This window comes from Chelatococcus sp. CO-6, assembly GCF_001271345.1.
In the GTDB taxonomy this organism is placed as follows: Bacteria; Pseudomonadota; Alphaproteobacteria; order Rhizobiales; family Beijerinckiaceae; genus Chelatococcus_A; species Chelatococcus_A caeni.
In genome coordinates this window covers 2,914,491-2,937,319 of the sequence record NZ_CP012398.1, presented here as the reverse complement: position 1 = coordinate 2,937,319, position 22,829 = coordinate 2,914,491, and the positions used below count along the sequence as shown (strand labels likewise).

Annotated in this window: 24 protein-coding genes and 2 tRNA genes; 14 read left to right on the top strand and 12 right to left on the bottom strand. The window is 68.8% G+C overall.

What is annotated here, in order from left to right; all coding sequences use genetic code 11:
- The first annotated feature begins 177 nt into the window (after positions 1-177).
- Together AL346_RS13845 and AL346_RS13840 are read left to right on the top strand one after the other, a co-directional pair.
- On the top strand, positions 178-954 hold the full coding sequence (locus tag AL346_RS13845) for a L,D-transpeptidase (protein WP_019400424.1): 777 nt from the start codon (positions 178-180) through the stop codon (positions 952-954).
- Positions 955-1,055: 101 nt separating this feature from the next.
- Complete coding sequence (locus AL346_RS13840; RefSeq protein ID WP_026014818.1) at positions 1,056-1,514, top strand: GFA family protein; 459 nt, start codon at positions 1,056-1,058, stop codon at positions 1,512-1,514.
- Between the two features lie 153 nt (positions 1,515-1,667).
- Here AL346_RS13840 and AL346_RS13835 read toward each other — a convergent pair whose 3' ends face one another.
- The gene (locus tag AL346_RS13835) at positions 1,668-2,153 is read right to left on the bottom strand and encodes a YcgN family cysteine cluster protein (RefSeq protein WP_019400426.1); all 486 of its coding nucleotides are present in this window, start codon (positions 2,151-2,153) and stop codon (positions 1,668-1,670) included.
- 192 nt (positions 2,154-2,345) lie between these two features.
- On the opposite strand from AL346_RS13835, the gene AL346_RS13830 reads away from it, so the two are divergent.
- The 3 genes from AL346_RS13830 (at position 2,346) to AL346_RS13820 (ending at position 5,776) form a co-directional block, all read left to right on the top strand.
- The gene (locus AL346_RS13830) at positions 2,346-4,532 is read left to right on the top strand and encodes a transglycosylase domain-containing protein (RefSeq protein ID WP_040403433.1); all 2,187 of its coding nucleotides are present in this window, start codon (positions 2,346-2,348) and stop codon (positions 4,530-4,532) included.
- Positions 4,533-4,649: 117 nt separating this feature from the next.
- Positions 4,650-5,219 (top strand): DUF1214 domain-containing protein, encoded by a 570-nt coding sequence (locus AL346_RS13825; protein ID WP_019400428.1) that lies wholly within the window; start codon positions 4,650-4,652, stop codon positions 5,217-5,219.
- Positions 5,216-5,776: a hypothetical protein gene (locus AL346_RS13820; RefSeq protein WP_019400429.1), complete on the top strand. Its 561-nt coding sequence runs from the start codon at positions 5,216-5,218 to the stop codon at positions 5,774-5,776. Before AL346_RS13825 ends, AL346_RS13820 begins: the two co-directional genes overlap by 4 nt.
- Positions 5,777-5,782: 6 nt before the next feature.
- Here AL346_RS13820 and AL346_RS13815 read toward each other — a convergent pair whose 3' ends face one another.
- Positions 5,783-6,013, bottom strand: coding sequence for a hypothetical protein (locus tag AL346_RS13815; protein ID WP_026014820.1), 231 nt, complete (start codon positions 6,011-6,013; stop codon positions 5,783-5,785).
- A gap of 177 nt (positions 6,014-6,190) precedes the next feature.
- On the opposite strand from AL346_RS13815, the gene AL346_RS13810 reads away from it, so the two are divergent.
- Positions 6,191-7,315 (top strand): DUF2336 domain-containing protein, encoded by a 1,125-nt coding sequence (locus tag AL346_RS13810; protein ID WP_019400431.1) that lies wholly within the window; start codon positions 6,191-6,193, stop codon positions 7,313-7,315.
- Between the two features lie 27 nt (positions 7,316-7,342).
- On the opposite strand, the gene AL346_RS13805 is transcribed toward AL346_RS13810, so the two are convergent.
- From AL346_RS13805 to AL346_RS13795, 3 genes are read right to left on the bottom strand one after another with little or no spacing between them, the layout of a single operon-like run.
- A complete protein-coding gene (locus AL346_RS13805) occupies positions 7,343-7,687 on the bottom strand; it encodes a DUF1491 family protein (RefSeq protein WP_026014821.1) in 345 nt (114 codons plus the stop codon).
- A gap of 5 nt (positions 7,688-7,692) precedes the next feature.
- A complete protein-coding gene (locus AL346_RS13800) occupies positions 7,693-8,376 on the bottom strand; it encodes a peptidoglycan-binding protein (RefSeq protein WP_019400433.1) in 684 nt (227 codons plus the stop codon).
- On the bottom strand, positions 8,369-10,174 hold the full coding sequence (locus AL346_RS13795; protein WP_019400434.1) for a HAMP domain-containing sensor histidine kinase: 1,806 nt from the start codon (positions 10,172-10,174) through the stop codon (positions 8,369-8,371). The genes AL346_RS13800 and AL346_RS13795 overlap by 8 nt, the downstream gene beginning before the upstream one ends.
- Before the next feature lie 382 nt (positions 10,175-10,556).
- On the opposite strand from AL346_RS13795, the gene AL346_RS13790 reads away from it, so the two are divergent.
- Positions 10,557-10,907 carry a hypothetical protein gene (locus tag AL346_RS13790; RefSeq protein WP_019400435.1) on the top strand — a complete coding sequence of 117 codons (351 nt, stop codon included), beginning with the start codon at positions 10,557-10,559 and terminating at the stop codon, positions 10,905-10,907.
- A 126-nt stretch (positions 10,908-11,033) separates the two neighbouring features.
- The gene (locus AL346_RS13785; RefSeq protein ID WP_019400436.1) at positions 11,034-11,465 is read left to right on the top strand and encodes a SufE family protein; all 432 of its coding nucleotides are present in this window, start codon (positions 11,034-11,036) and stop codon (positions 11,463-11,465) included.
- A gap of 11 nt (positions 11,466-11,476) precedes the next feature.
- Here AL346_RS13785 and AL346_RS13780 read toward each other — a convergent pair whose 3' ends face one another.
- The gene (locus tag AL346_RS13780; RefSeq protein ID WP_019400437.1) at positions 11,477-12,325 is read right to left on the bottom strand and encodes a DUF6456 domain-containing protein; all 849 of its coding nucleotides are present in this window, start codon (positions 12,323-12,325) and stop codon (positions 11,477-11,479) included.
- 372 nt (positions 12,326-12,697) lie between these two features.
- Here AL346_RS13780 and AL346_RS13775 point away from each other — a divergent pair, with 372 nt between their 5' ends.
- Entirely contained in the window at positions 12,698-13,966 is a 1,269-nt protein-coding gene (locus tag AL346_RS13775) for a diguanylate cyclase (RefSeq protein ID WP_053193780.1), read from the top strand.
- Between the two features lie 118 nt (positions 13,967-14,084).
- On the opposite strand, the gene AL346_RS13770 is transcribed toward AL346_RS13775, so the two are convergent.
- Positions 14,085-14,516 carry a MucR family transcriptional regulator gene (locus tag AL346_RS13770; RefSeq protein ID WP_019400439.1) on the bottom strand — a complete coding sequence of 144 codons (432 nt, stop codon included), beginning with the start codon at positions 14,514-14,516 and terminating at the stop codon, positions 14,085-14,087.
- Between the two features lie 382 nt (positions 14,517-14,898).
- On the opposite strand from AL346_RS13770, the gene msrB reads away from it, so the two are divergent.
- From msrB to AL346_RS13755, 3 genes are all read left to right on the top strand, one after another.
- Complete coding sequence (msrB, locus tag AL346_RS13765) at positions 14,899-15,315, top strand: peptide-methionine (R)-S-oxide reductase MsrB (protein ID WP_026014822.1); 417 nt, start codon at positions 14,899-14,901, stop codon at positions 15,313-15,315.
- Positions 15,312-17,411 carry a S9 family peptidase gene (locus AL346_RS13760; protein ID WP_019400441.1) on the top strand — a complete coding sequence of 700 codons (2,100 nt, stop codon included), beginning with the start codon at positions 15,312-15,314 and terminating at the stop codon, positions 17,409-17,411. The genes msrB and AL346_RS13760 overlap by 4 nt, the downstream gene beginning before the upstream one ends.
- A gap of 113 nt (positions 17,412-17,524) precedes the next feature.
- Entirely contained in the window at positions 17,525-17,794 is a 270-nt protein-coding gene (locus tag AL346_RS13755) for a hypothetical protein (protein WP_019400442.1), read from the top strand.
- Positions 17,795-18,009: 215 nt separating this feature from the next.
- On the opposite strand, the gene AL346_RS13750 is transcribed toward AL346_RS13755, so the two are convergent.
- Positions 18,010-18,086 (bottom strand) — tRNA-Pro (locus AL346_RS13750).
- 264 nt (positions 18,087-18,350) lie between these two features.
- Here AL346_RS13750 and AL346_RS13745 point away from each other — a divergent pair.
- Positions 18,351-18,425 (top strand) — tRNA-Gln (locus AL346_RS13745).
- Positions 18,426-18,456: 31 nt separating this feature from the next.
- Here AL346_RS13745 and AL346_RS13740 read toward each other — a convergent pair.
- The 4 genes from AL346_RS13740 to AL346_RS13730 form a co-directional block, all read right to left on the bottom strand.
- Positions 18,457-18,762: an addiction module antidote protein gene (locus tag AL346_RS13740; RefSeq protein WP_019400443.1), complete on the bottom strand. Its 306-nt coding sequence runs from the start codon at positions 18,760-18,762 to the stop codon at positions 18,457-18,459.
- Positions 18,763-18,800: 38 nt separating this feature from the next.
- Positions 18,801-19,097 carry a type II toxin-antitoxin system RelE/ParE family toxin gene (locus tag AL346_RS24685; RefSeq protein ID WP_026014823.1) on the bottom strand — a complete coding sequence of 99 codons (297 nt, stop codon included), beginning with the start codon at positions 19,095-19,097 and terminating at the stop codon, positions 18,801-18,803.
- Between the two features lie 210 nt (positions 19,098-19,307).
- The gene (locus tag AL346_RS13735) at positions 19,308-20,687 is read right to left on the bottom strand and encodes an HTH domain-containing protein (protein WP_019400444.1); all 1,380 of its coding nucleotides are present in this window, start codon (positions 20,685-20,687) and stop codon (positions 19,308-19,310) included.
- 52 nt (positions 20,688-20,739) lie between these two features.
- On the bottom strand, positions 20,740-21,858 hold the full coding sequence (locus AL346_RS13730) for a Gfo/Idh/MocA family protein (RefSeq protein WP_019400445.1): 1,119 nt from the start codon (positions 21,856-21,858) through the stop codon (positions 20,740-20,742).
- Between the two features lie 86 nt (positions 21,859-21,944).
- Between AL346_RS13730 and AL346_RS13725 the strand changes: the two genes are divergently transcribed.
- Positions 21,945-22,763, top strand: a complete 819-nt coding sequence (locus AL346_RS13725) for a MurR/RpiR family transcriptional regulator (protein WP_053193777.1) — start codon at positions 21,945-21,947, stop codon at positions 22,761-22,763.
- Positions 22,764-22,829: the final 66 nt, after the last annotated feature.

Below are 22,829 nucleotides of genomic sequence, written 5' to 3'. Positions count from 1 at the left end.
TTCAGCGTTCGGTGCAATGTCGCGGCAGGCGATCAGGGGCATGGTCCGGCCCGCCACGGCCTGGAACTTTCGCGCGGCGTGGGCCATTCACCATTCCGGCTGGGTCTGCACCCCGGCCCCATTGTCGGCATTTTCACGTTCGATACGAACCGAAAGCAACGATCGAGGTGACATCACATGCATTCCATCAGCCGCCGCTCGTTCCTGATCGGCGCGCCGGCAGCGCTGGCCGCCTGCACGACGACGGCTCCGCCCCCGGTAGCGCAGGGGCCCAGCATCGACCCGATGTACTTCGACATGTATGACGAGATCACCACCGAGCCCTACTCGGTCCCGGCGGTCGACCTCACGCAGATCAATCCCACCTTCCTGCGCCAGGTGGTGTCCTTCGCCGGCCCTCAGGAAGCCGGCACGATCGTCGTCGATCCCTACCGCCATTTCCTCTACCTCGTGATGGAGGGCGGACAGGCCATGCGCTACGGCGTCGGCGTGGGACGCGAGGGCTTCGGCTGGAGCGGCAATGCCACCATCCGCCGCAAGGCCGCCTGGCCCACCTGGACGCCGCCCGCCTCGATGATTCGCCGTCAGCCGGAGCTCGCCGAATGGGCGGCCGGCATGCCCGGCGGCATGGACAACCCCCTCGGCGCCCGCGCGCTCTATCTGTACCAGGGGGACCGCGACACGCTCTACCGCATCCACGGCACCAACGAGCCGTGGTCGATCGGCCAGTCCGTATCGAGCGGCTGCATCCGCCTCATCAACCAGGACATCATCGACCTCCACCGCCGCGTCCCCATCGGCACGCGGGTCACGGTGCTCAGCTCCGGCAGCCCGCGGGTGGCATCGAACGACGCGGTGGCTCCCTTCCCGGGCGACGATGGCGTCAACCCCGACCTCGCGGTCACCGACATTCCCGAGATCGACGGCCAGGCGCAGATCGCCGTCTGGCGTTGATGCCTCTGCAGGGACGGAAGAAATACGATGAAGCGGCATGCGGGGCGGAGGCACAAGGCTGCCCGATAGGCTATACCGGTCGCCCACATCGGGAGATTGCCATGAAACCGATTCCGTTGCCGCTTTCAGGATCGTGCCGCTGCGGGCGCGTGGAAATCCGCGTGACGAAGCCGCCGCTCGCGACCAGCGCCTGCCATTGCCGGGGCTGCCAGAAGATGTCGTCCTCGGCCTATTCGCTGACGGCGATCATTCCCGCCGACGGCTTCGCGGTGACGAAGGGCGATCCGGTGATCGGCGGCCTGCACGGGCCCGATGTCCACCACTATTTCTGCGGCCACTGCATGACGTGGATGTTCACGAAGCCGGAGGGCATGGACTGGTTCGTCAACGTGCGGCCGACGCTGTTCGACGATACCAGCTGGTTCCGGCCGTTCATGGAAACCTACACATCGGCGAAGCTGCCGTTCGCGGACACGGGCGCCGTGGAGAGCTTCGAGACCTTCCCGGAAATGGACCAGTATGAAGGGCTGGTGAAGGCCTATGCGGAATGGGCGGGGTAGGCAAGGAGCCCCCGGGCTCGCATCCGGCCTGACGTTCAACGTGCTTTTCGGCAGCGGGCAGCATTGCCTCGAGGGCCGGTGAGCGACGCGAAGGTTTTCTTCGTCCCGTTTCCTGTCCAGGCGCCCAGCCCGGACGGCGAAGCCCCAGCCCAGCTAGCGCGGCCCGGACCTTCGGGCCGCCTTGGGCACGCGCATCGGCCAGGTCACGATGTAATCGACGATGTCGTCGAGGCTGACGTCGTCCTCGCTGGCCGAGACGCGGCCGCGCACGGAGACGCCGGCCATGTGCACCGTCTCCGGATCGCCCGAGACGAGCGGATGCCACCAGTAGAGGTCGCTTCCCTCGCGCACCAGGCGATAGGCGCAGGTCGGCGGCAGCCAGGTGAGCGTGCGCACCACGTCCGGCGTCAGGCGCACGCAATCGGGGACGATGCCCTGGCGCTCGGGGTAATTGCGGCACCGGCAGCTCTCGCCGTCGAGCAGCGTGCAGCCGACGTCGGTGAAGAGGATGTCGCCGCTGTCCTCGTCCTCCAGCTTGACGAGGCAGCAGCGGCCGCAGCCGTCGCACAGGCTCTCCCATTCGCCGGCCGTCATCTCCTCCAGCGTCTTGAGGCGCCAGAACGGCGTGTCGTCCTTCATGCGTGCCCGGCCGGCCTCTGGCCGCCCCTTTCGTTGTCCTGAATGTGCGAATGCACCTTTTGCTTTAGCCTCCGTCGCGCAATACGATAAGTGCTGCTATCAGCAGAATGAGGCGCCGGATCGGCGTCTTATATTCGCGTCCGGACTTAAGAGTAGACCACCGTGGCATTCTTCGGCGAGACGACGCTTCTGATGCGCATCAAGCGCGCCGCGCTCGCAGTCGATTCGTGGATCGATGCCTCCCTCTACACCGCCGGCCAGCGCGCGGGCGAGGCGTGGGTGAATTTTTCCAGCCTGTTCGACCGTTTCGCCGTGCGCGGCGGCTGGCGTCTTGCGTTCGAAGGCGCCAGCGAGGCCGTGAACATCGGCACGGCCGGTTGCGTCGTCATGCTGGCGCTCGCCCTGCCCGCCTTCCGCGAGACGAGCGAGGACTGGCTGAAGCAGCAGGAGCTGGCCGTCACCTTCCTCGATCGCTACGGCAACGAAGTCGGCAAGCGGGGCATCCTGCACGACGATTCCCTCAAGCTCGAGGAATTGCCCGACCACCTGATCAAGGCGGTGCTGGCGACCGAGGACCGGCGCTTCTACAGCCATTTCGGCATCGACTTCATCGGCACCATGCGCGCCCTGTCGGCGAACGCCCGCGCCTCGGGCGTGGTGCAGGGCGGCTCGTCCATCACGCAGCAGCTCGCCAAGAACCTCTTCCTCAACAACGAGCGCTCCATCGAGCGCAAGGTCAAGGAAGCCTTCCTCGCCGTCTGGCTCGAGACGCGCCTCACCAAGAACGAGATCCTCAAGCTCTATCTCGACCGGGCCTATATGGGCGGCGGCACCTTCGGCGTCGCGGCGGCGGCGGAGTTCTACTTCGGCAAGAACGTCAAGGACATCAGCATCGCGGAGGCGGCGATGCTGGCCGGCCTCTTCAAGGCGCCGACGCGCTTTGCACCGCACGTCAACCTGCCGGCGGCGCGCGCCCGCGCCAACGACGTGCTCGCCAACATGGTCGAGGCCGGCTTCATCTCCGAAGGCCAGATGCTGTCGGCGCGGCGCAACCCGGCGACGCCCGTGGACCGGCATCGCGACCTCAGCCCCGACTATTATCTCGACTGGGCCTTCGGCGAGGTGCAGAAGATGGCGCGCGACGGCCTGTTCGGCCCCGAACGCGTGCTCACCGTCAAGACGCCGCTCGACCCGGCCATCCAGAAGCGCGCGGAGGAAGCCCTCGAAAACGGCCTGCGCCAGCACGGCAAGACCTATGGCGCGAAGCAGGGCGCCATCGTCGTGCTCGACCCGGACGGGGCGGCGCGCGCCATGGTTGGCGGCCGCGACTACGGCACGAGCCAGTTCAACCGGGCGACGGATGCCCTTCGCCAGCCCGGGTCCGCCTTCAAGCCCTTCGTCTATACCGCGGCGCTCGCCGCGGGGCTCTACAAGCCGAACAGCACGGTCGTCGACGCGCCGGTGTGCATCGGCAACTGGTGCCCCAACAACTACACCCGCTCCTATGCCGGGGCGATGCCGCTCACCTCGGCCCTGGCGCGCTCGATCAATACCATTCCGGTGCGCATGTCGCTGGCGCTCGGCAAGGGCAATGCCAAGGCCGGGCGCGCCAAGATCATCGAGATGTGCCGGGCCATGGGGCTGACGACCGAGCTGAAGGATACGACCTCCCTGCCGATCGGCGCCGCCGAGGTGACGGTCCTCGACATGGCGTCCGGCTATGCCGTCCTCGCCAACGGGGGGCGGCGCGCCCGGCCCTATGTCGCGCTCGACGTGCGCAACAACCACGGCGAGACGATCTGGCGCCACGACGCCAATGCGAAGCCGGCCGAGCAGGTGGTGGCGACCTCCGTCGTCGCGGACATGAATTTCATGCTGAACAAGGTGGTGGAGGCCGGCACCGGCCGCCGCGCCATCATCGAGGGCCTGCAGGCCGCGGGCAAGACCGGCACGACCAACGCCTATCGCGACGCCTGGTTCGTCGGCTACTCGCGGCGTCTCGTCACGGCCGTATGGTTCGGCAACGACGATTACACCTCGACCAACCGGATGACCGGCGGCACCCTGCCGGCGATGACCTGGCGCGAAGTGATGGCCTTCGCGCATCAGGGCTCCGAAGCCGAAACCGGCCTGCTACCCGGCCTCGACGGCGGGGCCGGCGCCGTCGCCCAGGCCGGCGACAACAAGGATGCCGGCGCCACCCCGTCGAGCGGCGGCAATCTCTCCCGGCGCTCGTTCGAAGTCATCGAGAGCATCGGCAACCTCCTGCGCCAGCCGGCGCGTCCGGACCGGCAAGCCACCGACGCCCGGGCCGGGGGATCGGCCCAGATGGCGCAGGACGGCGTGCGGGCGCTCGGCGGGCGCATCGCCCTTCCCTGAGACGCTGCAGTGATCACCCAAGCCGATGCCGGAAAGGCGCCTGCGGAGCGGTTGACGAGGGGGGCCTCGGCGGGCTGGTATGCCCCCCTCCCCCGGCGGCCTCACGCGACGAGATCCGTGCCTGCGATCCTGTGCATCCTCATGACCTTCGCCATCGGCGCCCTCACCGGCGTCCTGAGTGCGGACTGGGCGACATCCGGCCGCCCACCGCTCGGCGCCCTGTCGGTCGGCTCCTGGGTCACGTGGCCTGCCCTCGGCGGGCGCGACGTCGATCCTTACGCACGCGCGATCACGGTGCGCTCGGGGGCGCTGCCGCTCGGCACCGGCGAAGGCCTCGAGTTCCTCGCCGCGCGGGATGACGCGGGGCGGCCGCTACAGGCCTCGTGCAGCTACAGGATCGGCGGCGCCATGCCGGCCGCCCGCGCCTGGACGCTCACCGTCTACGATACCGCCGGGAAGATGCACGGTCCGCGTGCCGGCCTCACCTCGGCGGAGGTGCTGCGGGCGCCGAGCGGCGAAGCGCAGATCGCGCTCTCGCATCGCGTATCGCCGGGAAACTGGCTACCTCTGCCGCCCGCCGGCCGCTTTGTCCTCGCCCTGCGGCTCTATGATTCGCCCCAGTCGGCCGATGCGGCGGCCATCGAGCCGGCGGCCATGCCGCGCATCGTCCGCGGAGACTGCACGTGAGACGCCTTGTCGGCTCCTTCGCGATCGCGCTCGCCGCCGGCCTCGTGCTCGGCGGCATGACGCATCTCGCCATCGTCCTCGCCATGCCGACGCTGGCCGGCAACAGCGCCTACGACCGCCATGCCGCGGCGCTCGCTCCCGGCGAGACGCGGCTTCTCACCGAGCAAGCGGATGATGGGGGCGTACCGTTTGCCGACCCCGCCGTGGCGATGGCGGTGTGTGCATTCGACATCACCGATGCGCCGCTGCGCGTCTCGGCGCCGATGCCGGAGGGCTTCGGCTCCCTCTCCGTCCACGGGCGCGACGGCACCGTCCTCTATTCCGTCACCGATCGCACGGCGGTGGACGGCGTCGTGTCCCTCATCGTGATGACCCGCCAGCAGCACGACGAGGCGCTGGCCACGGGGCGCGGTGACGAGGCGAGCCAGGAGCTGCGCTTCGTCTCGCCGCGAATGCAGGGGCTGGTGGTGGTGCGGGCGCTCGCCGCCTACCCGAGCGGCCTGCCCGAGGCGCGCGAGCGCGCGGCGGCGATGGAGTGCATGGGCGAAGCCGACTAGCCGGGCTCAGGATCCGCGGACGAGGCTGCGCCCGGTCCGCTGCGAGCGTCCCGGCGTCGCGCCGCCGCCAGAGCGGCCGGCGGGATCGGCATCGTCGCTGCCCCAGCGGCTGTAGCGCACGCCCGTGAACAGCAGGATCGTGCCGCACTCCTCCGGCGGAGCCGGTGCGCGTTCGAGGCGGCGTGCCATCGGAAAGGCGACGAGATTGTCTCCACTGTGGCCGGCGATGTCGCTCATTTCGCCCTCCAAGCCGGTTCGAGAATCCCCACGCCGACATCGTCGGCATTAAGCATTCGTCAAGGTTAACAAATCGTTGACGCGTCCTGCGCGACGGCCCGGCCCGCGATGGTTAACCCGACGCTAAGCAGGGGCTGCCATTATCGAACGCCGCGTTCACAGTTTTGTTTCACCCTCATGGACGAGTCTTCGCTGCGCGATCGTGATCTGTCGGGCCTGGCCGACCTCGCCGGCTCGGGCGCAGCCGAGGCTCGCCCGACGCTGCTGCGCGTCCATACACGGCTGTTTCTCGACGCCGCCTCCCATTCGGGCGACGACATCGTGACCTTCACCACATTGGCGTGCGGCCTCATCCCCCTCGTCGATGCCGATACCCGCGCCTTCGTGGCGCAGGCGCTTGCCAGCCATCCGGCTGCGCCAAGGGCGGTGCTCGAAACACTCCTGCGCAGCGGCGGCGATGCGGCGGCGGCCGTCATCGCGGCGGTGCCTACCCTGCCGGACCGGTGGCGCGAGGAGGTGCTGGCGTCAGGAGACCGGCAGCTTCTTCCCGCTCTGGCGACGCGCGCCGACCTGCCGGCCGCCACTGTCCGGGAACTCGCCGCGCTGGGCGACGAAGCGATCATGCTGGCGATCGCGCGCAATACCGCCGCCCCCGTACCCGACGAGGTCTTGCGCGACCTGACCACGCGGGCGCGGCAGCACGCCCCCCTCGCCTGCGCCCTGCTCGCCCGCCCCGACCTGCCCGCACTGGACGCGGCGGCTCTTCTGCCCTTCGCTCCGGCCGGGCAGCGCAAGGACATTCTCGCGCGGCTTGCCGAACAGGCCCGCGTCGCGCCGCGCCGCACGCGCCCCGCCGGGTCGGCCGTGACCCGGGCGCTCATCGGCCATGCCGCCGATCACGACCGGCTCGGCTTCGGCGTCGTCATCGCGACGACGATCGGGCTCGATGCGGAAGGGGCCGCGCGGGTGCTGACGGACCCGTCCGGCGAGCTTCTGGCGCTGGCACTCATCGTCGCCGGCCTGACGCCGGACGAGGCGGTGCGCATCTTCCTCACCCTCGAACCCACCATCGCCCGTTCGGTGGAGACGGTCTTCACCCTCACGGAGCGCGTCCGCACCACCGATGCCGAAACGGCCCTCCTCGCGCTCGAGGCCTGCCTCGGCAGGCGCCTCGACCGTGCAGGCGGCCGCGGCACGAGCCACGTGCCGGCGATGGCGCCGTCGGGATCGCCGGAGCGCGCGGCGACGGACGCCTCGCAGCCCGCGAAGGTCGAAAGGGAACCGGTGCGTCGGCAGGGCTGACCGGCCTCGCGGCGCCCGGCGAATGCCTCAGACTTCGACGACGTTCAGGAAATGGCGCCCGGCCCGGTCCTCGACCTCGACCACCCACAGGTCGGGATCGAAGGAGATCTCGCGCTGCAGCTTCTCCTCCGCCGCCAGCGCCGGGATGTCGCCCTTGAGCGGCAGCTCGATGAAGAGCCGGTCCGCGCCCCTGTCCTCGACGGCATATTGCGGCGCCGGGCCGAAGAGCCGCACCGAGCCGTCGAGCGCATCGAGCTTGATGAAGATGGCGCCGGCCTCCTCCGCACCGCGGCGGCGCAGATAGGCAAAGGCCCCCTCGATGCGGCAGCGGCGCATATAGGCCGAGACCCAGATGTCGCTGCGCAGCCGCACGCCGCTCACCGGCCGGCGTTGCCGGCTGCCGCCGCGAGCAGGGAGCGCATCTTGTCGGTGAGCTCGCCGGCCACGGGCAGGCCGCGGTCGCGCTCGAACTGCTCGATGGCCTGGCGGGTCTGGGGACCCCACAGGCCGTCCGGCGTCACGCCGTAGCCGAGCTTGGCGAGCGCCTTCTGCGCGTCGAGAACGGCCTTGTCGCCCCCGCCGCCGCCGAGGCCCGTGCGGATGAGATCGCCGATCGGATCGGCCGGCCGCGGGCGCGGCATCACCTCGCCGCTTCCTTCCATGAGATGCTGCGTGAGGGCCGAGGGGCGCGACGGCGGCGCGGGCTCCGCCACCGCGGCGGGTGCCGGCGCGGCCGTGTCGACGACGGCCGCGGGCTGCGGCGCGGTCCGTGCGGGCGGCGCCGTGCGCACAGGCCCTTCGCTTCCCCGCGCCGTGAAGAGCGGCGCGGGATGAGGGCGCGGCTGCAGGACGAGCGCATTGACCGCGACGGCGACGGCAAAGCCACCCGCCAGCACGACACCGAGGGTGCGGCTCGGGCGGTGCAGCACGAGCCCCATCAGGCGGCTGGCGAAGGCGTTTCGCCGCGAGGCGGCAACGATCCGCCCGCGCTGCTGCGTCCGCCCCTGCGGGCGCTCATAGAGCACGAAATCGTGGTCCGAACGGGCGAGGGCTTCACGCACTTTTCTTCATCTCTTCCTTGAAGGGGTGAACCGTGCCGCGCGGGCGGGCGATGGTCTCGACGGCAGCCGCCGGCGTCGGCCGGGCGCAGTGGCCGTCGCGCGGCAGCGAGACGGTCACCGTCGTGCCTTCGCCGCTGCGGCTCGCCACCTCGACCGTCCCGCCGTGCAGGGCCGCAAGCCCCTGCACCACGGAGAAGCCGAGGCCGGCTCCCTCGTGCGGCCGATCATAGGACGAATGCGCCTGAAAGAAAGGCTTGCCGAGCTGCGGCAGGTCGCTCTCCGCGATGCCGATGCCGGTATCGCTGACGACGAGCGCGACCTGCGCGCCGCGATGGGCGAGCCGCACCGCGACCTCCCCCTGCGGGGTGAACTTGAGCGCATTGGCGAGAAGATTGAGGAGGATCTGCCGGCAGGCGCGCGGGTCGGCCACGATCATGCACGCATCCGTGCCGATCTCGCGGCGGATGCACACCCCGGCCGCCCGGGCCTTGACCTCCATGAGGTCGCAGCAGTCGCGCGCGAGCGCGGCGAGGTCGAACGGCTCCGGCGCGATGGTGAAGTTGCCCGATTCGATGCGCGAGACGTCGAGCAGGGAATTGACCACGTCCAGCAGGTGCCGGCCGGACCCGGCGATGATGCCGGCATATTCGCGCCGGCGCGCCTCGTCCGCCGGGCACAGCGAATCGCTCGCCAGCATCTCCGAAAAGCCGATGATGGCATTGAGCGGCGTACGCAGCTCGTGGCTGACGACGGCCAGGAAGCGGTCCTTCGCCTCGCTCGCCGAAACGGCCGCGCGACGCGCTTCCTCGAGCTCGAGCTCGCGCTGGCGCTGGTCGCTCACGTCGCGCGTCACCGCGATCACGGCACAGCCGTCGGGCGCCTGCGCATCCGCCGGCGCGGCTCGCATCTCGACCCAGCGCACCGTGGGCGCGCCGCGCCCCTCGGGCGATGGCGTCATCAGGCGATAGCGGACCTCCACCGGCCGGGCCGTGTGGCGCGCATCCGCCAATGCCTTGAGGAAGGCGGGCCGGTCCGCCACGTGCACGCGCTCGAACAGGCCACGGCCGCCGAGGCCTTCCGGCGCCTCGCCGAGAAGGGCGCAGGCCGCCTCGCTGGCGAACACGACCTGCCCGGCCGCGTCATGCCAGGTGACGAGATCGTTCAGCGCGCCGAGGACGGCCCGGTCGCGCACGTGGCGCGCCATCTCGCGCCGCCGCCCCTCCCTGTCGCGTCGCTGGGCAAGGAGCACGAGGGCGGTGGTGTAGGCGATCGCCACGGCGGCCGCGAAGGGCCATCCGACCAGCGGGGACAGGATGCTGGCGGCGGGACCGGCGAGCGATTCGGCGGCCAGCACGACGCCGGCCGTCGCTGCCGCGATCGCCGCGGCGGCGAGGGCGGCGCCCCGCTCGCCCCAGGCGAGCGCCCCGAGGGGCATCAGCGGCAGGAAAATGAGCGCCGGCGAGGCCATCCCACCCGTGCCGCGGCTGACGGTCAGGATGAGGCCGGCGAGCGCCAGCGACGAAATGGCATGGGCGGGCAGCAGTCGCCCGGTGCGGGAGAGGACCGCGGCCGCGACGACCGGCAGGGCGAGGCTGGACAGGGCGAGCGCCGCCAGGGCCCCCGGCGCACCCCAGACGACGAGATAGACCGGCACGAGCGCAAGGGCGGCAAGGCCGGCGGCAAGGCGCGTCAGCATGAAGTCGACATGGCGCAGACGCGCGGCCTCGTCCTCGACCGCCGGGTGGACGAGGACGCCGATGCGCGCCCGAAGGATCGACAGGATCTGCGCTGCAGCCACTCTACACACGTCCGCACGAGGCCCTCGCGCGCTCCTCCAACTCGTGCCCGCAGCTTGCCACCCCGCGATTAAGCGAACCCTAAAGGCCGAGCCGAAAATGCGCCGCCGCGACGGCTGGCCACGTCACGCTTTTCCGGCGGAGGAAGCCATGAATCGGTTGCGGGCTCACATCGCCGTTAACGAAGGGTGAAGATGCGGGAGGCCCTGCCCGACAAAGGATTGGCCGGCGCCGCGCGGCCCGTTGCAAGGCATGCCGCCGCAGCGCGGCCCAGGATCGTTCAAATTGTAGCAATCCCGTTCACCCGCCCTTGCCGGCGCGGCGGCAGGCTCGGCGGATCAGCCGCGCGAGATGACGGACCCACGGCGACGGACGCACGATCCCATGACCTTCCTGCTGCGCAGCGCGCTCGTCATCGGCGTGATCTTCTTTCTCTCCCCCGTGCGCGAGGGAGCTGATGACGGACGTTCCGCCGCAGCGCCGGGCTCCGAGCTTCCCTCCCCCGCCATCGCCGAAGCCCTGACAGGCGAGGTTGCGAAATCCGCCGATGCGGCACAGCGGGCGCTCGCCTTGTGGCAGATGCTCGACGACGACACCCGCCGCCGCCTCGTCGAGGCCCTGACCGGCCAGTCGGCCACGAAGGCTCCGCCGGCGGCCGGGTCCGACAGCCGCGACACCCTGAACGAGGGTGACCGCGGCGTTCCGTGGCGCGGCCCCGCTGCCGGCCGGGGCTGATCCTGCGGCCGTTATCGCCGCGCGCGACCCTGCGCACCGTGCAATCCGCCGCCGATCGTCTATATAAGTCTCGATGACAGAAAGCCGGCGCCGCATTGTGACGGACCGGGCGACGGACGATTGGTGATGCAGCCTCCTCTCGACGAGATCCTGGACAATTTCGAACTGCTCGACGAGTGGGACGACCGCTATCGCTATCTGATCGAACTCGGCCGCACGCTCGAGCCCCTGCCGGAGGCGGCGCGCACCGACGCCAACAAGGTGCGCGGCTGCGCCAGCCAGGTCTGGCTCGACACCCGCGTGGTGCGCGAGCCGGGCCGCGAGCCGGTGCTCGACTTTCACGGCGACAGCGACGCCCATATCGTGCGCGGCCTCGTCGCGCTTGCCTTCGCGATCTTCTCCGGCCGCCCGGCCACGACGATCATCGACACGGATGCGCTCGCCATCTTCAAGCGGCTCGGCCTGTCGGAGCACCTGACGCCGCAGCGCTCGAACGGCCTGCGCTCCATGGTCGAGCGCATCAAGAGCGAGGCCCGCGCCGCGCTGGCGACGGCCTGACGCATAGCGGCCTAGATCCGCGCACCGTCGTCACGCCACAGCCGCAGGGAGCGCGCCCGTGCCGCGCCGCGCACTTCGGCGGCGAGGCCGTAATGCTCCGCAAGCCGGACGAGGGCCATGCCGAGCACGAGCTTGGCGGAACGGGCCGGCCAGCCACGCTCGCGCTCCACCGTCTCGAGCCCCTTGAGAAAGCCGCAGACGTCGAGGAGCAGATCGGCGAATTCCGGCCCCACCGCCTTCATGGCGCGCTGAACGCGCTGGCGGGCGGCGATGACGGCGTCGCTGGCGCTGGCCGGATCGCGCATGCCCCCTGCCCCTTGCCCGCCGACCGGATCCCAGCGTGCGGTGACGCTCGGCAGGATCTGGCCCATGGTGATGTCACGCCGCAGACGCTCACCCGCCTCCAGCCCGGCGGCATCGACGAGCGGCGCGCCACCGCGACCGCGCCTTCGCGCCAGGGCCTGCAGGGGGCTTTCGGCCGCGTTCACGCGCAGCCGGCGTGCCTCGCCCGCCCCGGGCGACCGTTCGACCATCTCGACCATGTCGCGGTGCTGGGCCTGGAACCCCTCGGCGCCGCCGCCGGCGCGCAGGCGCGCGACGCGGGCACGGCCGGCCTCCGTCGCGACGAGCAGACGGTACCCGCGCGACGGCCGCTCCCAGCAGGCCAGGTCTTCTGCCACCAGCCGCTCGGCCGCCGCGATGGGCACGCGGCCCGCCCCGAGCGTGGTCCTGCCGCGCCGGGCATAGAGCGCGACGTGGCCGGGATCGTCCGTGCTCGCCCGGGCGAAGGCCTCCGCCGTGGCCAGGTGCAGGAGCAGCCGCCGGCCGGCTGCGCCCAGGTTCTCATCGTGTCGAGGCATGATCCAATCCTTTCGCCAGGAGCCGGCGGCGCGTGCAACGACCGGAGCCGCGACACCGGGCATTGCGCGATCCACCATTCATGTTCACTATATGTTCTCATAACCGACCATCGCCGCCGCCCACCCGAGGCCGAATATAAGGTATATATTCCTATTATCGCCAAGGCAAGGGCGCCGTGCAGGAAACGGCGCTCATCGCCAGCCTGACGAGGGGCTGCTTGCGGGCGCGCTTCCATCTTCCGCAAGGCGGCGCGAACCGTGCCTCGTGCAGCACAGAGCGCCATCGAATTCGCCGGGCACTGCCGCAGGCAGTTGACAGGTCCGCTCGCGGGCGTGCTGTAGGGGACGTCATCCCTCCAGCAGCCGCACCTCATGCCGGGCACCGTTCTTCTTCTCTCTCAGGCGCTGATCTATTTCGGCGTGATGGCGGCCCTGTTCCGGCTGCGTCACCGGATGGGCCTCGGCGCCTTCCTGTGCGCCCTCGGCGTCATGCACTTCCTCGAGACCTATCTCGCGGCCGTCTTCTTCATCGAGCTGCCCTTCGGTCTGCTTTCGCCGGGCTCGACGGTCCTGTTCTCGGGCAAGCTGGCGATCATCCTGCTGTTCTACATCCGCGAGGACGCCGAGACGGTTCGCCAGCCAATCTACGGTCTCCTGATCGGCAACTTCCTGATGGTCGCCCTCGTGGCGACGCTGCGCCTTGCCGGCCCGCCCGTGCCCCTGCCCGGCTACAACCCCGATCTGGTGCTGATCGACCAGATGGGGGCGCTGATGATCTGGGGGACGACGCTGCTCTTCATCGATGCGATCGCGCTCATCCTGCTTTACGAGAAACTGCGCTCGCTGCTGAAGAACGCGGTCGTCCTGCGCGCCTGCGCCACCCTGGCGGTGATCCTGACCTTCGACCAGATCTTCTTCTTCATCGGGCTTCGTTTCGTGACGGGCACGCCCTTCGACGCGCTGATCGGCGGCTGGATCGCGAAGATGGGGGCGGCCGTCGTCTACAGCGGCCTGATCGGGCTATACCTCGCCTTCTTCGAGCGGAATGCGCGGAGCCTGGCGCCCCAGGCGATATCGGACATCTTCGACAAGCTGACCTATCGCCACAAATACGAGGAACTCCTCGGCAAGACCCGCTACGACGCCCTGACCGGCGCGCTGACGCGGGAGCGATTCGAGACCCTGGGGCAGGTGATCCTCGGTCGCAACGCGGCAGCCCGGCGGCCCGTCAGCCTGGCCATTCTCGACGTCGACCATTTCAAGAGCATCAACGACCGCTACGGGCATGTCACCGGCGACGAGGTGCTGCGGCGTGTGGTCGCGTGCCTGCGGACGGAAATCCGGACCGAGGACCTCATCTTCCGTTACGGCGGCGAGGAATTCGTGATCCTTTGGGAAAACATGCCGCATGCGGCGGCCCTGGCCTCGGCCGAACGCATGCGCCTCTCGCTGCACGAGACGCTGGCGCGGGAATTTGCGGCTGCGCCGACGGTCAGCTTCGGCATCGCGACCTTTCCCGACGATGCGAGCACCATTCGCGACCTCGTCGCCCATGCCGACGGGCATCTCTACGAAGCGAAGCGGCAGGGCCGGGACCGGGTGATGGGCAATCATCCCATCGCCCAGGAGCATGGGGCCTGAAGGCGGGCCGTGGCCCGCCTCCGGCGGACAGGAGAACACGGGCGCCAAAAGAAAACGGGGCAGCCTGCGGCTGCCCCGTCATTCGTTCCCGACCGGCCCGCGGCGAGGCGGAGCCTGATCAGCCGCGGCTCGAGGTGCGGCGCTTGCGGCGCTGCTGGCCGAGGCCCATCTCCTTGGCGAGCTGCGAACGCGCCTTGGCGTAGTTCGGCGCCACCATCGGATAGTCGGCCGGCAGGCCCCACTTCTCGCGGTACTGCTCCGGCGTCATGTTGTACTGCGTGCGCAGGTGACGCTTGAGCGACTTGAACTTCTTGCCGTCTTCCAGGCAGATGATGAAGTCAGGCGTAACCGACTTCTTGATCGGAACGGCCGGCTTGGGCGCCTCGACCGGCGCCTCGACGATACCGCCGGCGACGCGCATCAGCGCGCCGTGCACTTCGCCGATCAGCCCGGGCAGGTCTGCGGAGGCGACAGAATTGTTACTCACGTAGGCGGAAACGATATCGGCCGCGAGCTCGATATAGTTCGCTGACGCTGCATTGTCGTTCATTGAACCCGAATTCCTCTTTTTATCCCGATCGTCCGGATACCAGCCAAGTGCGGCAGGTAACCGGTGACAACACCAAACCGCCCACCGTGGCGCCGGCGAGAGTTGAACAGTCGCCCCGCGAACACTGGCATCTTCGTGTTCCAATCACACTCATGAAGTATGGCAAAGTTGAGAATTTCGCAAGACAAGTTTTTCACTTCTTCGAAATTCTCGTAATCAGGCGCACCTGCGTGAACAACCCTGAATAGCTGAAGCTCCCGAATGCGCGCGCGCCCCGCGCGTGCGCTATCCTGCCTCCGAGCATTGCGATCTTTGCGCGCGCCGGCTTGCGCCGGCCTTGGCCTCGGAACATATCGTCAGCGCAAACAGGAAGGGAAAACCCATGCCAGCACTGGCCCGCGGCGGAAAGATGGAGAAGAGTGCGGCGCAATGGCGCGCCGAATTCTCGCCGGAGCGGTACCGCATCGCTCGTCTCGGCGGCACGGAACCGCCGTTCTCGGGCCCCCGCGACGACGAGAAGCGGCCGGGTTTCTACCGCTGCGTCTGCTGTGGCGAGGTGTTGTTCGCCAGCAATGCCAAGTATGCGTCAGGCTCCGCCGTCGCCGAGGCACTTGATCACAAGCTTGCGATGTCGCGCAGCGAGACCCGATGCGCCCGGTGCGGCAGCCGTCTCGGGCCCGTCGTCCCGGACGGACCTCAGCCGACGGGCCAGCGCTGTCGCACCAACGGCGGCGCGCTTGCCTTCGATCCCGAAGGGGACGACAGAGGGGCCGACGAGACGATATGGAACGAGCGATGACACAGCCCCTCCCGCCCCGCGCACAGGCCCGCCCCGTCACCCGGACCATCCACGGCACCGATGTCACCGACGATTACGGCTGGCTGCGCGCCGAGAACTGGCGCGACGTGCTGCGCGACCCCGCCCTCCTGCCGGCGGACATCCGTGACCACCTCGTCGCGGAGAATGCCTACGCCGATGCGATCCTCGCCCCGGTCGAGGACCTGCGGCGGCGGCTCGTGGCCGAGATGCGCGGGCGCATCAAGGAGGATGATTCGTCCGTTCCGAGCCCGGACGGCCCCTACAGCTACTACGTGCGCTTCCGGGAGGGCGGGCAGCATCCGCTCGTCTGCCGCCAACCGCGCGACGGCGGCGAGGAGGCGGTCCTGCTCGACGCCGATGCGCTGGCGGCGGACAAGGCCTTCTTCGACCTCGCCGAGGCGCAGCATTCGCCGGACCACCGCCTGCTCGCCTGGAGCGCCGACGAGACGGGCGGCGAACTGCACACGATCCGCCTGCGGGACCTCGAGACAAGCACGGACGGTGACACCGCTGTCGAGCAGACCACCGGCGAAGTGGTCTGGGCCGGCGATTCGCGCAGCTTCTACTATGTGCGCCTCGACGAGAACCACCGGCCCTCGCGCGTCTTCCGCCACATCCTCGGGACGGATCCGGCGGATGACGAGGAGATCTACCGCGAGGATGACGCAGGTTGGTTCGTGCACCTGTCGCGCACCCAGTCCGGCGCATTCGGCCTCATCAGCGTCTCCGATCACGAGACGAGCGAGGTGCATCTCATCGACCTCGCCGATCCTTCCGCCCGGCCGCGCCTCGTCGTCGCCCGCGAGACGGGCCACCGCTACAGCGTGGAGCACGCGGGCGAGGACCTCGTCATCTCGACCAACGCGGACGGGGCGGAGGACTTCAAGCTGGTCACGACGCCGCTCGCCGCGCCCCGGCGCGAGAACTGGCGCGAACTGGTGCCGCATCGGCCGGGCATCATGCTGCTGAAGCACACGGCCTTCCGCGACTTCCTGGTGCGGCTGGAGCGGGAGGACGCCAATCCGCGCCTCGTGGTGCGCGCGCTCGCCACGGGCGAGGAGCACGCCATCGCCTTCGACGAGCCGGCCTACGGCCTGCGCTACGAACCGGGCTACGAATACGACACGTTGGTCGTGCGCTTCACCTATTCCTCGATGACGACGCCGGCCGAGACCTATGCCTACGACATGGCGAGCCGCGAGCGGCAGCTCATCAAGCGCCGCGAGGTGCCCTCCGGCCACGATGCGGCCCGCTACGTGACGAAGCGCCTCTTCGCCACCGCCGCGGACGGCGAAACCGTGCCGATCTCGGTGCTGCACCGCCGCGACCTCGCGCTCGACGGCACGGCGCCGTGCCTGCTCTACGGCTATGGCGCCTACGGCATCGCCATTCCCGCCGATTTCGAAACCAACCGGCTGTCGCTGGTCGACCGCGGCTTCGTCTATGCGATCGCCCATATCCGCGGCGGCACCGAGAAGGGCTGGCGCTGGTACACGGATGGCAAGCGCGAGAAGAAGACCAACAGCTTCAGCGATTTCATCGCCGCCGGCCGGCACCTCGCAGCGCTCGGCTATACGGCGCCGCGGCGGCTCGTCGCCCATGGCGGCAGCGCCGGCGGCATGCTGATGGGCGCCGTCGCCAACGACGCGCCGGACCTATTCCGCGCCATCCTCGCCGAGGTGCCCTTCGTCGACGTGCTCAACACCATGCTCGACGACAGCCTGCCGCTGACGCCGCCCGAATGGCCGGAGTGGGGCGATCCGATTCGGGACGAGGCGGCCTTCCGGCGCATCCTCTCCTATTCGCCGTACGACCGGGTGCAGGCGCAGGCCTATCCCGCCATCCTCGCCGTCGCCGGCCTGTCGGACCCGCGCGTCACCTATTGGGAGCCGGCCAAATGGGTGGCGCGCCTGCGCGAGCGCATGACCGGCGGCGGCCCCATCGTCCTCCACACCAACATGGAAGCCGGCCACGGCGGCGCCGCCGGGCGCTTCGAACGGCTGGAAGAGGTGGCGCGGCTCTATGCCTTCGCCATCCTGCAGACGGGGGCGCCGCACGAAACGCCGGGCGCGTGACGAGCCGCCGCTCGATCGAAGCTCCGGCGGACGCGCAGCCTGTTCGCCGGGATTGAAGATTGCGCGCGACCGGGAGAACCTCTTCCCGGCGATTCCGGCTGTGGGGGAACTTGATGAACGAACAGGCAAGCGGGCTGCGCTATTGGCGCTGCGTCTTCTCGTTTCTTCTGGATTTCCTGACCGCCTTCTTCGGCCTCGGCATCGCCGTCGCCCTGTTCAGCGGCCGCGGCGTCGAGACCGAAGGGGCCAGCTTCAATTTCAATCTCTCCGGACTGTCGGCTGTGGCCTTTTTCCTGCTCTTCTTCGGTTACTTCATCATCTTCAACAGGTTCCTGGGTGGAACGATCTGGCGCCGCATCCTGGGCGTCGGGCCCCGCGCTTAGGCGACGGCCGGTTCCCCCTGCCCGCCCCGAAAAGCGAGCAGGAGCCGGTGACGGCTCGCTCAGACGTGTGGAGATGTCAGACGCGCGGAGATGATGGAGAAAAACACCGGCTCCATCAGGTCGGGCTGCTTTCAGCGCCGCCGGGGCCGGAAACCCGCGGGCAGGCCGATGCTGCCGCGCACGCGGCCGCAATCAAGCCAAGGCTTTTGGAAGAATGGTCGGAGTGGCAGGATTTGAACCTGCGACCCCCTCGTCCCGAACGAGGTGCGCTACCAGACTGCGCTACACTCCGACATGTGCCCGTCGGCAGGCGGTCTTATAGACTCGACGCCTGCGGCCGGCAAGCGTCCTTGCGCAACTTCTTTTCATGCATCCACATGCTGCAGTGGGGCAAGTGCTGCAAAGGCCGCGAAGCGGGCGCGGCCGCGGCCGCTTTTCCGCTCCGCCAGCCGCTTGTGGACAACGCCCGGCCGGCGCCATCCGCCCGGCCCGGCCGCCGCATCGGCGTTGCGTCACGCCGTCGCTCGAATTATGGTCCGCCCCGCCTGAGCGCTGTTGGGGCGTCGCCAAGTGGTAAGGCAGCGGTTTTTGGTACCGCCATTCGCAGGTTCGAATCCTGCCGCCCCAGCCAGATCTGCAATCAAATAGGCGCTGAAGCGTGATTATGCGGCCGGTCTGAAGCTTACCCGCAATCCCAGCGCGTGCGCGACTTTCACAATCGTGGCAAAGGTGGGATTGCCGTCTTCTGAAAGAGCCTTGTAGAGCCCCTCGCGGCTCAACCCGGTATCGCGCGCGAGCTGGCTCATGTTGCGCGCGCGGGCAACGACGCCGAGCGCACGCGCGATATAGGCGGGATCGTCGCCACCTTCCTCCATCACCGCTTCCAGGTAAGCAAGGATATCTTCGTCGTTCTTGAGATAGTCTGCCGTATCATATCGGCTGAAGGTCTCGCTTTTTCCGGAAAGCATCTTATTTCTCCAGTCTCTGATCACCCAAGACGCGGCCTTCAATCCTTCCACTGCGCGGCCATTTCCATAGCCTTGGCGATGTCAGCTCTTTGCGAAGACTTGTCACCGCCGGAAAGCAGGATGACAACAATTGGCCCTCTCTGCATGTAATAGACTCGATAGCCAGGTCCATAATCGATCCGCATCTCGGAAATGCCGCCTCCGACGGGTTTGACATCGCCGGGATTTCCACCTGCAAGTCGATCAAGTCTCGCCTGGATGCGTGCCACGGTCCGTCTGTCGCGCAAGCTACGGAGCCAGCGATCGAACGTGGCGCTCTTGATCAACTCGATCATATGTGAACTGTAGTTATCACCTCTCAGGGTGTCAACCGTGGTTATCAATCACGGTCGATATGCGACGCCTTCTCTCGCATCTCGTCCTGCGCATTTCATGTCGCCGACGCGAGGCGCAAAAGCTTCCCGGAGCATGAGGAACGCGGGCCAAACCGCAGCAGGTCCCGCCGCCGGACGGCGGGACCCAGGGACTCGCGTGGGCATCTGTCCTCAGGCTGCGGACCACGCCTTCTGCGCTTCGAGCTTCTTGACCTCGGCCTCGGCGCGCTGCGCGGCCGGGCGGCTGGCAAGCGGTCCGCAATAGGCCTCGAACTCGGGACGCCTCTCGATCATGCCGACCATCATGCCCCACTGCAGGTGGCTCGCGAGATAGAGGTCGGCCGCGCTGAAGCGATCGCCGGCGATATAGCGCCGCCCCTTGAGCGCGCCCGCCAGCGTGTCGAGAACCATCTCGTAGGAGCCGTAGCCGAAGCCGCGCTGCTTTTCCGGCGACGGGTCCCATCCCTCGGAATGGTTGGAAACTGCGGGCTCGAGGCAGGCGGCGGTGAAGAACAGCCAGCGGAAATAGGCGCCGCGATGCTCGGGCGCCGGCAGGAGGCCCGCCTCCGGAAACGCATCGGCGAGATAGGCGCAGATCGCGGCCGCTTCCGTGACGACCTCATCGCCGTGGACGATCGCCGGCACCTTGCCCATGGGATTGATGGACAGATAGTCCGGCGCCTTCATGGTCGTGCCGAAGTCGAGCACCTTGACGGTGTAGGGGCAGCCGACCTCCTCCAGCATCCAGTGGACGATATACCCCCGCGACTGCGGATTCGTGTAGAAAATCAATTCCTTGTTCATGGGGACCTCCTCGCGGTCTCTGGTGACGTCGGTTGACGTAGCCCCACGATAGGACGGCTCACTGACAGTTTTTGTCAGCAGCGTTTGCCGCCATTCCTTCATCATCTGCCGGCGCGGCCGCGGCGACCGGTCAGCGAGGACCTCAGCGGCGAGCATGCGATCGGCGCGGAAGCTGCGGTAGGCGTTGCGCAGCTCGCACCAGGCCACCAGCACCCGCTTCGTCTCGAAGAAGCCGAGCGTCACGGGCCACACGACGCGCTCGGATCTCGCGCCGGCTTCGTCGACATAGGTGAGCGCCAGCTTGCGCTCGGCATTGAGCGCCTGCCGCAGCAGCGAGAGCGCGACGCTTTTCGGGCGTTCCCAGCCGGGGCCGATGACGAGCGCATCGTCCTCCATGCGTTCACCGAGGTCACGCGGGAGAACGGCGGCGAGCTTGGCCATCGCATCGCGCGCCGCCGCGCCCATGCCCTCGTCCGTGCGCTGCGCCACCCATTTGAGGCCGAGCGCCAGCGCCTCGATCTCCTCGGCGGAGAACATGAGCGGCGGCAGCAGGAAGCCCGGCTTCAGGACATAGCCGACGCCCGGCTCGCCATCGATCTCGGCGCCCATGGCCTGCAGCGCGGCGATGTCGCGATAGAGCGTGCGCAGGCTGACGCCGGCTTCCTCCGCGAGCGCCGCCCCGCTCACCGGCCGGCGGTGACGGCGGAGCATCTGCAGCAGATCGAACAGGCGGTGCGTGCGCGACATGGCGCCAGCATAGCATCGATGCTGACGGTTTCTGTCAGCAGCGCCGATATGACTACAGCATCACACGCCGGTCGGTGTGGGCCGCCTCCGCGATGGCGTGGATCACGCGCTCGAAGGCGAGCGCCGTGACGAAATCCGGCTCGGGGCGGCCGCCTTCGGCGATGGCGCGCAGCAGGGTGGCGGCCTCGATGACCTTGAGGTCGTTGAAGCCGAGCTGGTGGCCGGCCGCCGGCACGAAGGCGCCGAAGGGCGGATGGGCGGGGCCGGTCAGGATGGTCTTGAAGCCCTGCTGCGCGCCCGGGCCTTCGTTCTCGTAGAGCTGCAGCTCGTTCATGCGCTCCTGGTCGAAGATCAGCATGCCCCTGGTGCCGTGCACCTCCCAGCCGAGCCGGTTCTTGCGGCCGAAGGCGCTGCGCGAGGTGGCGAGGCTGCCGTGAAAGCCGGCCTTGAAGCGCACGAGCGCGGTGGCGACGTCCTCGTTCTCCACCGCCGCCTCGCCCGACCCGTCGGCGAGCGGGCGCGTGCGGTGGATGGTCTGCATGTCGGCGACGAGGCTGTCGATCGGGCCGGCGAGGCCGTAGGCCATGGAGACGAGATGGCAGCCGAGGTCGCCGAGCGCCCCGAGCCCGGCCTCGGCATGGCGCGCGCGCCAGGTCCACGGCAGGTCGGGATCGGCCTGATAGTCCTCGTCGACCCAGCCGCGGAAGTGGACGATGCGGCCGATGGCACCCTCCTGCACGAGGCGCTGCGCATGCATGAAGGTGGGGTTCTTGATGTAGTTGTAGCCGACGATGGTCTTGACGCCGGCTGCGCGTGCCGCCGCCGCCATCTCCTCGGCCTGGTGCAGCGTCAGCGCCATGGGCTTTTCGCAATAGACGTGCTTGCCGGCCGCGATGGCCGCCATGGCGATCTCGTGGTGCAGACGGTTCGGCGTCGTGATCGAGACGATGTCGACGGCGGGATCGGCGACGAGCGCGCGCCAGTCGTCGGTCGCGCGGGCGAAGCCGAACTGCCCGGCCATGGCCGCCGCCTTGTCGGCCGGCGTCTCGCACAGGAGCTCCAGCCGCGGCGTCGGCACGTCCCCCATCACCGCCTTGACCGCGCCGAAGGCGAGTGCGTGGCACTTGCCCATGAAACCCGTGCCGATGAGGCCGATGCCCAGGCTCTCCATTTTCAGGCTCCCCTCCCGAGGAAATGGAATATATATTCTATTCAATCGATGATTATAGAACGCCGGTTCTGTCAAGGGACAATGTCATGAAGAAGCCCGCCGCGCCCGCCTCCATCGACGAGTTCCAGGAGCGGCTCGTCCAGATCGCGGACACGCTGCCCAAGCGCCTGCGCCAGTGTGCCGACTTCGTGGCGCACAACACGGACAAGATCGCCCTCTCGACCGTCGCAGAGCTGGCGGCGGGCGCCGGCGTGCAGCCATCCGCCTTCATGCGCTTCTGCCAGTTGCTCGGCTTTGCCGGCTTCAGCGACATGCAGCGCCTGTTCCGCGACAGCTACGGCCAGCGCTGGCCCGATTATGCCACGCGGCTCGACAACCTGCGCTCGGAGGGCGGGCAGAGCCCGGCGGCGCTGCTCGCCGAATTCATCGAGGCGGGCCGGCTGTCACTGGAGCGTCTGGCCTCGACCGTCGATTCGGAAGCGCTCGACGCCGCGGTGGCCGCGCTCGCCGCCGCCCCCACCATCCACGTCATGGGCATGCGCCGGGCTTTCCCCGTCGCCACCTATCTCAGCTACGCCTTCGAGAAGATGGACATCCCCTCCATCCTGCACGACGGCGTCGGCAAGCTCGGGCGGCGCCACGCCATCCGCCCGGGCGACGTCGTGATCGCCATTTCCTTCGCGCCCTATACGCAGGAGACCATCGACCTCGCCGTCTATGCGCGCGAGCGCGGCAACGAGGTCGTCGCCATCACCGACACCGTCACCAGCCCGCTCAGGCGCCTCGGCGTCCATGCCCTCGACGTCTCGGAGGTGGATGTCGGCTCGTTCCGGGCGCTGTCGGCCACGCTGTCGCTCGCCATCGCGCTCGCGGTGGCCGTGGGCGCCACGCGGCAATCGCGATGATATGGAATTTTTTTATTGCATTCTGATTTTTTTGGAACAAAATTTCTATCCAAGAGCCTGCGAGCC

Excerpts from the sequence above, each read along its gene's own strand:
- AL346_RS13845 (WP_019400424.1), top strand. The coding sequence starts at position 178 with ATGCATTCCATCAGCCGCCGCTCGTTCCTGATCGGCGCGCCGGCAGCG.
- AL346_RS13840 (WP_026014818.1), top strand. The coding sequence starts at position 1,056 with ATGAAACCGATTCCGTTGCCGCTTTCAGGATCGTGCCGCTGCGGGCGC.
- AL346_RS13835 (WP_019400426.1), bottom strand. The coding sequence starts at position 2,153 with ATGAAGGACGACACGCCGTTCTGGCGCCTCAAGACGCTGGAGGAGATG.
- AL346_RS13830 (WP_040403433.1), top strand. The coding sequence starts at position 2,346 with ATGCGCATCAAGCGCGCCGCGCTCGCAGTCGATTCGTGGATCGATGCC.
- AL346_RS13815 (WP_026014820.1), bottom strand. The coding sequence starts at position 6,013 with ATGAGCGACATCGCCGGCCACAGTGGAGACAATCTCGTCGCCTTTCCG.
- AL346_RS13810 (WP_019400431.1), top strand. The coding sequence starts at position 6,191 with ATGGACGAGTCTTCGCTGCGCGATCGTGATCTGTCGGGCCTGGCCGAC.
- AL346_RS13790 (WP_019400435.1), top strand. The coding sequence starts at position 10,557 with ATGACCTTCCTGCTGCGCAGCGCGCTCGTCATCGGCGTGATCTTCTTT.
- AL346_RS13785 (WP_019400436.1), top strand. The coding sequence starts at position 11,034 with ATGCAGCCTCCTCTCGACGAGATCCTGGACAATTTCGAACTGCTCGAC.
- AL346_RS13780 (WP_019400437.1), bottom strand. The coding sequence starts at position 12,325 with ATGCCTCGACACGATGAGAACCTGGGCGCAGCCGGCCGGCGGCTGCTC.
- AL346_RS13775 (WP_053193780.1), top strand. The coding sequence starts at position 12,698 with ATGCCGGGCACCGTTCTTCTTCTCTCTCAGGCGCTGATCTATTTCGGC.
- AL346_RS13770 (WP_019400439.1), bottom strand. The coding sequence starts at position 14,516 with ATGAACGACAATGCAGCGTCAGCGAACTATATCGAGCTCGCGGCCGAT.
- msrB (WP_026014822.1), top strand. The coding sequence starts at position 14,899 with ATGCCAGCACTGGCCCGCGGCGGAAAGATGGAGAAGAGTGCGGCGCAA.
- AL346_RS13760 (WP_019400441.1), top strand. The coding sequence starts at position 15,312 with ATGACACAGCCCCTCCCGCCCCGCGCACAGGCCCGCCCCGTCACCCGG.
- AL346_RS13755 (WP_019400442.1), top strand. The coding sequence starts at position 17,525 with ATGAACGAACAGGCAAGCGGGCTGCGCTATTGGCGCTGCGTCTTCTCG.
- AL346_RS13740 (WP_019400443.1), bottom strand. The coding sequence starts at position 18,762 with ATGCTTTCCGGAAAAAGCGAGACCTTCAGCCGATATGATACGGCAGAC.
- AL346_RS24685 (WP_026014823.1), bottom strand. The coding sequence starts at position 19,097 with ATGATCGAGTTGATCAAGAGCGCCACGTTCGATCGCTGGCTCCGTAGC.
- AL346_RS13735 (WP_019400444.1), bottom strand. The coding sequence starts at position 20,687 with ATGTCGCGCACGCACCGCCTGTTCGATCTGCTGCAGATGCTCCGCCGT.
- AL346_RS13730 (WP_019400445.1), bottom strand. The coding sequence starts at position 21,858 with ATGGAGAGCCTGGGCATCGGCCTCATCGGCACGGGTTTCATGGGCAAG.
- AL346_RS13725 (WP_053193777.1), top strand. The coding sequence starts at position 21,945 with ATGAAGAAGCCCGCCGCGCCCGCCTCCATCGACGAGTTCCAGGAGCGG.